We start from the raw sequence: 10,957 nt of genomic DNA, 5'->3' as shown, positions 1-10,957 counted from the left end.
GCCCGGGTGCCCCGCCCTCGCAACGCTAGGGTGGGTTAGGGCGACCCAAACTCCTGACAAACCCACAGAACGAACTTGTCGATGTACCCTAAGCTGCTTTCTTCCGCCGGCTGATATTTTTCGCCTTTGTCCGCTTTGGCTTCTTCGTCTCCGCCAGGCTGTTGCGCAGCGCATCCATGATGTTGACGACCTTGGGTTTCGCCGGCTGCGGCTCTTCTTCAGGAAGGGGTTTGCCTTTGCGCTTTGCCTCCACCAATTTCTTGACGGCGGCATCGTAGTCATCTTTATAAGCGCTGAGATCGAACTTTGAGGTGCTTCCGTTGATGAGCTGCCTGGCCAGAGACAGCTCGTCTGCATCGACCGCTACGTCTTTCGCCCCAGCCAACGCCGATTTGGAGTCGCGAAGCTCATCCTCATACCGCAAGGTATAAAGCATCAGCCCCTTCTGTTTTGGATCAGAGGGCGCCGCGATTGCGACAAGATGCTCGCGTCCGCTGAAAGCGATCTCGCCGATGCCGTAGGTGTTCGTCTGTTGTAGCGCCTTGCGCATGATGCTGAGCGCCTTGGCCTGGCTGTCTTCTTTCGGCGCCACAAAGTAGGGCCGATCGAAGAGGGCCGCAGGCAGATCCTCTGCCTTCACAAACTGCGCAATCTGCATCGTTGTGGAGGTGGAGAGGCGCAGCTTCTTCAGTTCATCCGGATCGATCTCGATATATCGGTTCTTGGCGTATTCGTAGCCTTTGACGATATCGTCGGCGGCCACCTCACCGTGCTCATCGACATTGCGATGGTGAATTCGCTGATGAGTCTTCCGGTCGATCTGATGAAACTCCACCTGGCGTGCAGGATTGGTCGCCGGAAAGATCTTGACTGCGATGGATACGAGCGAAATCTGAAGCGATCCGGACCACGTGGGACGACCTGGCATACTGAGCGACTCCTTTGACCTCGCTCATTCGATGCCAGATCTCCCAGTAAGTGTCGCTCAACGTCTGCAGGCGCCCGCCGGCTCGCGAAGAGGCGGGCAGCCACCGGTTAGATGTGCGTGACAACAACCAGGAAAACGGCTGCGAGAAGCGCGATGGTTCCCAGCAGCAGTCCGGTGATGTAACGCGCGGCAAAGCGTTCGCTGCCCGGCTTGGGGCGGGTGACGCCTACGCCCCAGATAAATGATTCGCTAACCCACTCCGTAAACTTGCCCATGGCAACCTCCCTAAATCAGCTGCGTACTTAGGATGTCGCTGCCCGGGCCCCGGAGTATGCAAATCTTGCTGCAATGAGGAGGCGTACTCTTAAAACATGAGTTCGGCCGACCGCATTCTGGTGCTCCGCAACCGGGAACTCGTCCCGCYGTGCCCGGCGCCGATGTTGCTGGAGCCGGTGCAGGCGGCGGAGCAGCCGTGGTCGGGCGTGGTGCTGGAGCGTCACTCCCTAAAGCCGATGGAGATCCCCGAGCATGAGCACGGCGATCTGTTTCTTCACCTGCAGCTCAGCGGCGATTCGGACTTTGAGTGGTGGACAGAGGGGAAAAACCGCATCGAGACGACCGCGCCGGGATCGATGATCGTGCTGCCGGCGGGTACCCGTGACCGGCTGCGCTGGACTGGCCCCTCGGAGCGTCTGCTGCTCTCGCTGCGGTCAAGTGAGATCGCCAGGCTGGCAGAGGAGACGATCGGCTCGCCGGAGGTGAACTTCTCACCCCAATGGTCGGCGACCGACAGCGGCCTGCGCCACCTGCTGATGGAGATGGGCAGACAGGTGCAGGACGGCTGGCCGCTGGGAAGTCTGTACGCAAATCTGCTGTCGCTGGACCTGCAGCATCACCTGCTGCGGAAATATGCGGGGGGAGGTTACAAGTCCCCGGTGATCAAGGGCGGGTTGCCACGGCCGCAGTTGCGGCGCGCGATGGAATTCATGAACGAGCACCTCACCACGGAACTGCATCTGGACGAGATCGCGGAAGAGCTGGAGATCAGCCCCTTCCACTTTGCGCGTGGTTTTCGCAGCAGTACCGGACAGACTCCGCATCAGTATCTGCTGGACCGGAGAATGGATGAGGCGAAGGTGTTGTTGAAGCTCTCCAGGGAACCCGTCGGCGAGATTGCAATCCGTTGCGGCTTCAACTCGCCGGTGAATTTCACGAGAGCGTTCCGCGAGCGGGTTGGATGTACACCGACAGAATGGCGGCTAGGTGCGTAAAGTAGACGGCCGACATTATGTCGGCCGTCTACGCAGTCATTGGCATGAACCGGTGGGAGCAGCGGGCTTCAGCCCGCTGGTAAAGGATCAAAAAGTAAATGGGCTTTTAGCCCTGGGCTTTTCTTCTGCCCGACAGAGAAGACCCAGGGCTTAAAGCCCAATCTTTATGTGACTGCTAAACCGTGAGCTGAAGCCTACGGCTCCCACCCATTGGAAAAACCAACTACTCTTTCTCACCCGAGTTGAGCTGCGGCATCTCCGTGCCCTGGCTCAGCTTGATCAGGCCTGACTTGGCGTAGCTCAGCAGCTTCTCGCGCGTGTCGATGATGTCGAGGTTGCGCATGGTGAGCTGGCCGATACGGTCACGAGGCGAGAAGGTGCTTTCGCCCTTCTCCATGGTCAGGCGCTCGGGCTTGAAGGTCAGGTTGGGCGAGTCGGTGTTCAGGATCGAGTAGTCATTGCCGCGGCGCAACTCCAGCGTGACCTCACCGGTGATCGGCTTGGCGACCCAGCGTGTTGCGGCCTCGCGCAGCATGATGGCCTGCGAGTCGAACCAGCGGCCCTGGTAGAGCAGGCGGCCCAGCTTGCGGCCGTTGTCGCGGTACTGCTCGATGGTGTCTTCGTTGTGGATGCCGGTGATCAGGCGCTCATAGGCGGCGAAGATCAGCGCCATGCCCGGAGCCTCGTAGATGCCGCGGCTCTTGGCCTCGATGATGCGGTTCTCGATCTGGTCGCTCATGCCCAGGCCATGGCGTCCGCCGACGCGGTTGGCCTCGAGCATCAGTTCGACGAGGTCGGTGTATTCGACGCCGTTCAGTGCGACCGGGAAGCCCTCTTCAAAGCGGATGGTTACCTCTTCGGCCTTGACCGCAACATCGTCACGCCAGAAGGCAACGCCCATGATTGGCTGCACGATGCGGAAAGAGGAGCTCAGCAGCTCCAGGTCCTTGGCCTCGTGCGTCGCGCCCAGAATGTTGGAGTCGGTCGAGTAAGCCTTCTCCGCCGACATCTTGTAGGCGAAGCCCGAACGCTGCATGAACTCCGACATCTCGGCGCGTCCGCCCAGTTCGTCGATAAAGGTGGAGTCGAGCCACGGCTTATAGACCTTCAGGTCAGGGTTGACCAGCAGGCCGTAGCGGTAGAAGCGCTCAATGTCGTTGCCCTTGAAGGTCGACCCGTCGCCCCAGATGTTGACGCCGTCTTCCTTCATCGCGGTCACCAGCATGGTGCCGGTCACGGCACGGCCGATGGGCGTGGTGTTGAAGTAGGTCACACYGGCGGTGGTGATGTGGAAGGCGCCGGACTGCAGAGCGGCAATGCCCTCGCGGACAAGCTGCGCGCGGCAGTCGATCAGAACAGCCTTCTCCGCGCCGTACTCCAGCGCCTTGCGGGGAATGGCGTCATAGTCGGCCTCATCAGGCTGGCCGAGATTGGCCGTATACGCGTACGGAATCGCACCCTTCTGTTTCATCCAGTGCAGGGCGGCGGAGGTGTCCAGGCCGCCGGAGAAGGCGATTCCGACCTTCTGGCCGGTAGGTAGGTGTTCCAGGATGACCGACATTCAAACCTCAAGGTCCTAGCGAGAGTGCTGGACGTTTTTCTTTATTTTACGTGGTGGATGTGAGGAGTCGGATTGGGCTCTACTTCGCCGGCCGGGAATTCACAATATGTTTCATCAGGTCGCGCAGGGCCGGGTCTTTTTCCGTATCCATGGCCTGCTCCAGTGCCTTCTCCGCCTCGGCGGAGCGGTCGCGGCTGAGCCACTCGATCGCGGCAATACGCCGCCCGAACTCCTGCCCGGCCAGGAAGCCGATAGACTGCTTGCGCAGGCGCGCCACCGTATCCTCATCGAGCTTCGATTGCAGCGAGGCCAGCGCCGTGAGAGCGTTGGCGGCATCGTCCGGGTTGGGAGAACTCTTCGTCACCCACGCTTCCAGAGTGGGAGCGCAGGCGCGGGCGGCCTGAGCAGTGTCCAGCGTGGTGAGCGCATTGGCGACGGCGAGGTTAACCTGGGCGCCCAACGCAGGGTCCTGGCAGAGCGAGACGACATACGACTCTCCCGACCGCGGGGCCAGCCTAAATAGGGAGCCCATCAGGCTGAGGGTGACGCCAGAGTCAGTCTCTTTCTGCAGTGCAGATTTCAGCGCCGGTGTCGCGCTGCGCACGTTGTCCGTGCCCAGTCGCATCGCGGCAAGACGCCGCACCTCGGGGTCAGGGTGCGAGAGCGCCTTCATCAGCGAGTCAGGATCGACGCCGACACCGCGCTCCTGCAGAGCTTCGCGGGAGGACTTGGGAGCGCGATGTTCTGATGTTGTGGCCGCCGGAGCTTGCGGCGATGCAGTCTGTGCCTGCGCCGTGGCCGTGAACGCCACAAAGATGCCAAACCACCGCAGCCAGCTCGATCCCCACCTTGGCCAGCTCGATTCCACAGATCGGTACATCTCGATACAACTCCTCTTAAGAGTCTAGATCGAGGCTGGCGGCGAGGATTGGCGTTCCGAGACCGGGATGGAAGTCGGGCGATTGCCTATCTATAGATAGAAGATTTCCGACGTTTGCCTATTTCTAGATAGACAAACATCAGCACGGACCAGATGCTTACGGAAGGCAAGTTCTTTGTTTTCTGAATGCTAGCGGAGGGCGACCGAAGTCATACGTCGAACTGCCGCAGGTGATGATCGATGTGGATGTACTGAAAGGCAGCCCATTCCTCCGGCGTCAGTTTGCCAAAGAAAAAGTGGGGGTGCCTGGTGCATCCGGCGGGACCGCCTGCCTGGAAGCACTCGAGCCGATCGATCAGTTTCTGGCGCTCCATTGTCAGATCGCGGTCATCCGTCACCACTGCGCTGGGATGTCCGGGAGCGTTGTGACCCATCGGTCTTCCGCGAAGCATGGAGTTGATCGCGGTCCGGCCTAAGATGCGGCCCAGCAGTGCTCGCGGTGGTGTCAGTTCTCCTGCAGCCATACTCAGGGCGATCCCGCAATGCGCCAGCGCCTGGGCGGCATTCATGCTGCCCCATTGCGGCCGGCTCTCCGGCGTCAGCTCCGCCATGCGCTGTTTCACCTCAGCAATGGTGGCTGCCTCAAACAAGTTCTTCATGCACGTTCTCCTCATTGCGATGCCGCGCCCCACTCTGGGAAATGGAGCGCGGCACACATTAGAGCGTTTTCCCTGTCGCTGGGTATCCCGGAAGGGGCGTGCAGCGGCGTTTTCATTACGGAAAACGCCATAGGATGTGGAAGCTCTGCATCACACCCACAGGGAAAATGCTCTATTGTTGGTGAACCACACAGCCGCAGGTTGGCTGATGGTATCGGCCATTGGCTTCGACGGTGCCGCCCTTGCCGTACATATTGTGTGGACGAACCCAGTCCGTAAGGCTGCGGAAGGGGCCATTCTCTTCGCGTCCCTTGGGTGTGGCTTCGATGATCCGATAGGCGCCGAGGAACTCTTCGCCACCGCGGCCGAAGGTCGCGTAGGTCAGATAGATCTCACCTTTGTCGTTCTTATAGAAGACGCTGTCGCCGGAGAGGTCTTCAACACCGGCAGCCCATCCGGGTGCCTGTTGGAAGTTGTAGAGAGCCTCGCCCTTGGCAATCTGTTCCGGCGTGAACGAGACATTGAAGTCGTAGTTGAAGTCGGAGCCGAAGGACGAGACCCAAGGGAAGTGCCAGTCCATGCGCTTGCGGACAGCCTCGATCTCATCGATCGGCGCCCGCGCAACAGCGGCATAGGTGATGTCGTGGTTGCGCAGGTGTTCCAGAATGCCGGCGACGTGATCGACCTCGAAGGAGCAGCCGACGCATTGCGTCGTCGCGCCCGGGCCCATCATGAAGTGCTTAATGAAGAGCTGGCTGCGGCCGTCGAAAAGCTGGCTCAGCGTGACCTTGCCTTCGGGAGCATCGAAGACATACTCCTTCTCGATCTTGACCCAGGGCAATCCACGCCGCTCTTCGCTCAACGCGTCGCGCTGGCGGGTGAGGGCCTTCTCTTTGACGAGAAAGTTTCTGCGAGCCTCGATCCAGGCTTCGCGCGAGACGACATTCGGGTTCTCAATGGTAGGCAACGGCATGGTGCTATCTCCTCTGGTCCGCGCCGGGCGCGGGTGGTTGCGGGTTCTGCCTGCGGGATGCTTTTGCGATGAGCGCCGCAACTCCGCCACCGGCGGCGGTGCTGACGACGATCATTCCCAGGGTGGAAAAGCAGAAGGGGCACATGAGTGTTCTCCGTGGGCTTTCTAGAGAGGTGACACCCGGAGGAGAGAGCTTTCGACAGGCGAGAGGAAAAATCAGCGGAGTTTTTCGAGGAGGAAGCTCCGCACGGCCGGATCTTCCGAGAGACCGATGGCGCGTTCGAAGGCGTGGTGAGCGTCTTCGGTCTTCCCGAGCCGATGCAACAGATGCGCCCGCACCGCCCAGTAGGGCTGATACGAGGTGACGGTCTTCGGCTCAATGGCGTCGAGAAGCCCCAGCGCCGCTGTCGGGCCGGATGCTTCCGCAACGGCCGCCGCATGGCCCGTCCTGGTGCCGAGGGTGGGAGAGATGCGGAGCAGCTGTTCGTAGAAGAAGACGATGGCGGGCCACTCGGTGCGTCCACTGTGTGCACGTTCCGCGTGGACGGATTGGATAGCAGCCTCAAGCTGAAACCGGCCCGGGCGTAGTGCCTTGGCAGCAGCAGTCAGGTGTTGTTCTGCCTCTTCAAGATGAGCTTGAGACCATAGCCGCGGGTCCTGTTCCGAGAGCGGAACATAACGGCCGTCAGAATCTCTGCGCGCCTGGCGTCGTGCCTCGCAGTGGAGCATCAGCGCGAGCAGGCCGCGGGCCTCCGGCTCTTCGGGCATCAATGCAAGCAGCACGCGCGCAAGCCACAACGCCTCTTCTGCCAGATCTTTGCCGCGATGATCGATGCCCATCAGGTCGTCCCAGCCGATTCCGTAGGCAGCGTAGATACCTTCCAGCACTGTGTTCAGGCGTTCGGGAAGCTCGCGTTCCTCCGGCACCCGAAAGGGAATGCCGCCATAGTTGATCTTGGTCTTCGCACGCACCAGCCGCTGGCTCATGGTGGACGGCGAGATCAGAAAGGCCGGAGCGATGCGCGCGGCATCGAGACCGAGGACAGTCTGCAGCATCAGCGGCGTGTGCAGGGCGGGGTCGATAGCCGGATGCGCACAGACGAAGAGCAGCTTCAGCCGTTCGTCGGGAAACGGAGACGATCCATCTGGATCGAAGCGGCTTTCGTTCAACGTCAGCAGAGCAGATTCGTTGGCTGCGACGACCTTCTGATGACGTATGACGTTGAACAGCGAACGACGCGCCACGGTCAGCAGCCAGGCCTCCGGACTGTGCGGCACACCATCGCGCTGCCATGTGTTCAGCGCAGCAACCAGAGCCTCACTCAGCGCATCTTCCGCGCTGGCCAGGTCGCGTGTGTGCGCAGAGAGATAGGCGATCAGACGGCCATATGACTCGCGCGCCACGCGTTCGATGGTGCGATCGATCTCGTTGCGGCCGTCTGAACTCATGCAGTGATTCGCTGTTTGGATTCAGGCGAGAGCGGACGCACCTCGATCGCTCCGCCCGCTGCCGCAGGGCAACGTGCAGCCCAGTCCAATGCAGTATCGACAGAGGAGAGTTCCAGGATGATGAAACCGGCGAGCTGTTCTTTCGTGTCGGCGAAAGGGCCATCCTGTAACCGGCGATGACCATCCTGCAGACGCACCGTAGTTGCAGTCTCCGGAACTTCAAGCGGATCGCCGCCGACATAGATGCCCGCCTCAACCATGGCCGTGAAGTACGATCTCCAGGCGGCGATGTAGGGATCGTCCGGGCCGTTCCTGCGTTTGGAAAACTGCTCCGGCGTTTCGTAGATCATCAGGGCGAATTGCATCGCTGTCTCTCCTAAGGGATGCTTTCATCCCTTATACATATGACACGAGAGCTGACGCCGATTCGACATCTTGCGGGAACAAAGATGGATGCGACAGTGTCTAGAGCAGTGGCGCGGGTCGAGGTGACGAGCCGGTGATATGAAAACGATGTGGTCCAGAGCAGTCTTCGCATTCATTCTCGCCCCGATGTTGGGATCCCGGCCCGCACCCGCGCAGCAGATGGCTGGAGGAAGCTCATACCCTGAGGGTGATATTTTTGAGCGCTGAAGGCGCGTTCTATACCAGCCTGGGGCAACGCCCCAGGTTACGTGCCGCCCTAGACGTTAAAGGGCTGAAGGCCCGCTCTATATAAGAGTCTTCAATCCCACACGTATCGTTCATCGAACTCAATTCCGTACCTGGTAAGAAAGGCGCGGAATTCATCCTGAAACGATACTTTTCGATGATGCTCTGCCTGGGAATCGATGTAGGCCATCAAGGCGTCCCGGTCATCTAATCCAACGGAAAAGGCGGCGTATCCGCGCTGCCACGCAAATTTCTCGATCGATTGGTTCTTGAGCCATTTGGACGACGATGTCTTCAATAACTCGATCAACTCAGAGACGCTTGCTGTCCTCGACAAACGAATAGCCACGTGAACGTGATCGGCTACGCCACCGATCCGATAGCATTCGCACCCTGCGTTGCGGACGATGCTCGCCATGTAGGCATACAACGGTTCGCGGACCGTTCCCTTCAGAAATGGATATCGTTCTTTGGTACTAAACACCACATGAACCAGCAGCAACGAGAGAGATTGTGGCATTGCCGGATTATAGAGCGGGCCTTCAGCCCTTTAAACGCTTTTTGGCCTGAAAACCTGGGGCGTTGCCCCAGGCTGGTATAGAACGCGCCTTCAGCGCTTTTTTAAACCGGGTGGGTCTACATGGGCCTTCCGATTGGGGTTAAGTGCCCATTGAACCTTCCGATCGCCCACTCCAATCCTCCACGCAACAACGGTCAGTGCAAGAAAGACACCGATCACCAGAAGGTTGGGATAGAAGACCATTCCATGAAAGCGTGGCTCGTGGCCCGGGATTCCTGCCCAATAAGAAGAGCCAGGCAATAGATAGGGAATAAAGAAAAAGGGCGTCCAGTAGGAAGCTGAGAGCGCGGCTGCCGCGGTAATGGCCACCTTCGGTTCGGAGGATTCGCGCCACAGCAGCCACACGCCGGTAATGGCGACTCCGGCGAAGAAGAAGAGCAGAACCGCGCCGTGAAACTTTGCGTGAGGATGCCACAGCGGATTGAGCAGATGGTTTTTGCTCCAGTCCAGAGCGAAGGACATGGCGCTGCCGAAGACCAGCAGAAAGGTGAGAAGAACTTTGCTGAAGAGCGTGCCGTTCATGGTCAACTCCATTTTGGTGAGTGAGTGCTCACTATGTAAGTTGTACTATACTCCTGTGCAAGGGGAGTATTTCTTTTCCCCGCCAAAGATGGTGCATGCAGCGTAAGACAGAACGAGAGCCAAAGAGAAACCGCAAGGCAGAGATCGTGGAAGCCGCCGATCGCCTGCTCCGCGAGCGCGGTCTCAGCGGGGTGACGACGCGGGCGATTGCGGAGGCCGTGCCATGCTCGGAAGGCGCAATCTACGTGCATTTCTCCGGGCGAGTCGAGCTTCTGCTCGCCGTACTGGAGCAGAGCCTGCCGGAGATGCTGGTACCCCTGCATGCCCTGGAAGAAAACATCGGGAAGCAGACGCCCGAGCGGAATCTGCTGACGGCACTGCAAGGCTTACAACGTTTCCACGATCGAGTCGGGCCCATGCTGTCATCTCTGTTTGCCGAACCCCCACTTCTGGAGAGCTTTCATAAGTCCCTCGACGRCCGTGCGAAAGGACCGCGTGGAGGTATCTCGCGAATCGCACGCTACATCGAGGGAGAGCAGAAACTCGGCCGGATCCCGGAAGACCGGAACGCCGAGATGATCGCGTCGGTCCTGATGTCAGCTTCGTTCTTTCGTAGCTTCAGTACGGCACTTACCGGGCAGACGATTCCAGGGTTAAATCATCGTGACCTGGTGAAGAGTTTGTTGGGATAGGAGCTCGAGAATTGGTAGCCCTGACGCGATTGATGAGGGTGCCTCGGAGTTCAGCCCTTTAATACTCTTCTGCAATGAGACCTGGGGCGTTGCCCCAGGCCGGTATAGAACGCGCCTTCAGCCCTCTAAATCGATGGGCCTGGTCTTCATGGGCTTTCCGACTGGCGCCGATATCTCCCTGAACGCCGGGGATGAGGACGCGTATCTCTGTGTGAAGTTTATTCTTCGTGAGTGAGAGGCTTTCCGGAGGGGCCGACCTGAACCTCGCTGTGGCGTCCATTTTTCTCGACGGCCGCTTCATAGGCGACAAGCGTGCCTTGTTTCGTGAGTGATTCCACCTTTACGATGCGTGCTCCTTTAGCCCTGGCAAGAAGGCCGGTGCGTACATCGCCGCTGAGCGATTCAAGGACGACCTCTTCCTCAACCTCGGTGAGTGTGCCGTCCGGTGCAATCTGCAGGTCGCGGGTATGTCCGTTGACGACGGTTTCAACCTCATAGAAGAGCTTGCCGTGTTCGCGTTCCGTGGCGTAGCCCTTGATGATGGCTCCGCTGGTCTCGCGGTCGATAGTGGCAAGAACGGCTGCGGGAAGCTGATCTTTGGTGATCTTCTTCTCCTGCGCGGCGGCGGTGATGGTTGTCGTGAGGGTAGCTGCGGCTAAGAGCGTCAGAAGACAGTTCCGGTGCATACAACACCTCCGGCAACATAGTCCCAACTCTTACTTAAGCGCCGATGAAGGAGCCTGACGGCTTACTCCAATCCTCCGGGCAACAACGGTCAGCGCAAGAAAGAC

General features: G+C 59.5%; 13 protein-coding genes. 2 read left to right on the top strand and 11 right to left on the bottom strand.

Annotated elements, in window-relative coordinates:
* Positions 1-88 precede the first annotated feature (88 nt).
* Together ku and AB4043_RS02805 are read right to left on the bottom strand one after the other, a co-directional pair.
* Positions 89-928: a non-homologous end joining protein Ku gene (gene ku, locus AB4043_RS02810; RefSeq protein ID WP_442302881.1), complete on the bottom strand. Its 840-nt coding sequence runs from the start codon at positions 926-928 to the stop codon at positions 89-91.
* A 107-nt stretch (positions 929-1,035) separates the two neighbouring features.
* Positions 1,036-1,203 (bottom strand): hypothetical protein, encoded by a 168-nt coding sequence (locus AB4043_RS02805; RefSeq protein WP_442302882.1) that lies wholly within the window; start codon positions 1,201-1,203, stop codon positions 1,036-1,038.
* Positions 1,204-1,299: 96 nt separating this feature from the next.
* Between AB4043_RS02805 and AB4043_RS02800 the strand changes: the two genes are divergently transcribed.
* Complete coding sequence (locus AB4043_RS02800; protein WP_442306462.1) at positions 1,300-2,199, top strand: helix-turn-helix domain-containing protein; 900 nt, start codon at positions 1,300-1,302, stop codon at positions 2,197-2,199.
* A 223-nt stretch (positions 2,200-2,422) separates the two neighbouring features.
* Here the strand turns inward: AB4043_RS02800 and argG are convergent, their stop codons facing one another.
* The 8 genes from argG to AB4043_RS02760 all read right to left on the bottom strand — a co-directional run bounded on the left by argG (position 2,423) and on the right by AB4043_RS02760 (position 9,474).
* A complete protein-coding gene (gene argG / locus AB4043_RS02795; RefSeq protein WP_442306461.1) occupies positions 2,423-3,760 on the bottom strand; it encodes an argininosuccinate synthase in 1,338 nt (445 codons plus the stop codon).
* Positions 3,761-3,839: 79 nt separating this feature from the next.
* On the bottom strand, positions 3,840-4,640 hold the full coding sequence (locus AB4043_RS02790) for a HEAT repeat domain-containing protein (protein ID WP_442302885.1): 801 nt from the start codon (positions 4,638-4,640) through the stop codon (positions 3,840-3,842).
* Between the two features lie 209 nt (positions 4,641-4,849).
* On the bottom strand, positions 4,850-5,299 hold the full coding sequence (locus AB4043_RS02785; RefSeq protein WP_442302886.1) for a DUF1569 domain-containing protein: 450 nt from the start codon (positions 5,297-5,299) through the stop codon (positions 4,850-4,852).
* Positions 5,300-5,471: 172 nt separating this feature from the next.
* Positions 5,472-6,272 carry a DUF899 domain-containing protein gene (locus AB4043_RS02780; RefSeq protein ID WP_442302887.1) on the bottom strand — a complete coding sequence of 267 codons (801 nt, stop codon included), beginning with the start codon at positions 6,270-6,272 and terminating at the stop codon, positions 5,472-5,474.
* A 216-nt stretch (positions 6,273-6,488) separates the two neighbouring features.
* The gene (locus AB4043_RS02775) at positions 6,489-7,721 is read right to left on the bottom strand and encodes an RNA polymerase sigma factor (RefSeq protein WP_442302888.1); all 1,233 of its coding nucleotides are present in this window, start codon (positions 7,719-7,721) and stop codon (positions 6,489-6,491) included.
* Positions 7,718-8,086 (bottom strand): YciI family protein, encoded by a 369-nt coding sequence (locus tag AB4043_RS02770; RefSeq protein ID WP_442302889.1) that lies wholly within the window; start codon positions 8,084-8,086, stop codon positions 7,718-7,720. The genes AB4043_RS02775 and AB4043_RS02770 overlap by 4 nt, the downstream gene beginning before the upstream one ends.
* A gap of 359 nt (positions 8,087-8,445) precedes the next feature.
* Positions 8,446-8,874: an IS200/IS605 family transposase gene (tnpA, locus tag AB4043_RS02765; RefSeq protein ID WP_442306460.1), complete on the bottom strand. Its 429-nt coding sequence runs from the start codon at positions 8,872-8,874 to the stop codon at positions 8,446-8,448.
* A gap of 108 nt (positions 8,875-8,982) precedes the next feature.
* Positions 8,983-9,474 carry a DUF6640 family protein gene (locus tag AB4043_RS02760; RefSeq protein WP_442306459.1) on the bottom strand — a complete coding sequence of 164 codons (492 nt, stop codon included), beginning with the start codon at positions 9,472-9,474 and terminating at the stop codon, positions 8,983-8,985.
* A gap of 95 nt (positions 9,475-9,569) precedes the next feature.
* On the opposite strand from AB4043_RS02760, the gene AB4043_RS02755 reads away from it, so the two are divergent.
* Positions 9,570-10,166 carry a TetR/AcrR family transcriptional regulator gene (locus AB4043_RS02755; RefSeq protein ID WP_442306458.1) on the top strand — a complete coding sequence of 199 codons (597 nt, stop codon included), beginning with the start codon at positions 9,570-9,572 and terminating at the stop codon, positions 10,164-10,166.
* Positions 10,167-10,384: 218 nt separating this feature from the next.
* Here the strand turns inward: AB4043_RS02755 and AB4043_RS02750 are convergent, their stop codons facing one another.
* Entirely contained in the window at positions 10,385-10,852 is a 468-nt protein-coding gene (locus AB4043_RS02750) for a hypothetical protein (RefSeq protein WP_442302893.1), read from the bottom strand.
* Positions 10,853-10,957: the final 105 nt, after the last annotated feature.

The organism is Terriglobus sp. YAF25 (assembly GCF_052113305.1).
Lineage (GTDB): Bacteria > Acidobacteriota > Terriglobia > Terriglobales > Acidobacteriaceae > Terriglobus.
This window is presented reverse-complemented; position numbering and strand designations above follow the sequence as displayed.

Bases quoted from the DNA above. Each gene is read 5' to 3' on its own strand.
- ku (WP_442302881.1), bottom strand. From the start codon at position 928: ATGCCAGGTCGTCCCACGTGGTCCGGATCGCTTCAGATTTCGCTCGTA.
- AB4043_RS02805 (WP_442302882.1), bottom strand. From the start codon at position 1,203: ATGGGCAAGTTTACGGAGTGGGTTAGCGAATCATTTATCTGGGGCGTA.
- AB4043_RS02790 (WP_442302885.1), bottom strand. From the start codon at position 4,640: ATGTACCGATCTGTGGAATCGAGCTGGCCAAGGTGGGGATCGAGCTGG.
- AB4043_RS02785 (WP_442302886.1), bottom strand. From the start codon at position 5,299: ATGAAGAACTTGTTTGAGGCAGCCACCATTGCTGAGGTGAAACAGCGC.
- AB4043_RS02780 (WP_442302887.1), bottom strand. From the start codon at position 6,272: ATGCCGTTGCCTACCATTGAGAACCCGAATGTCGTCTCGCGCGAAGCC.
- AB4043_RS02775 (WP_442302888.1), bottom strand. From the start codon at position 7,721: ATGAGTTCAGACGGCCGCAACGAGATCGATCGCACCATCGAACGCGTG.
- AB4043_RS02770 (WP_442302889.1), bottom strand. From the start codon at position 8,086: ATGCAATTCGCCCTGATGATCTACGAAACGCCGGAGCAGTTTTCCAAA.
- AB4043_RS02760 (WP_442306459.1), bottom strand. From the start codon at position 9,474: ATGAACGGCACGCTCTTCAGCAAAGTTCTTCTCACCTTTCTGCTGGTC.
- AB4043_RS02750 (WP_442302893.1), bottom strand. From the start codon at position 10,852: ATGCACCGGAACTGTCTTCTGACGCTCTTAGCCGCAGCTACCCTCACG.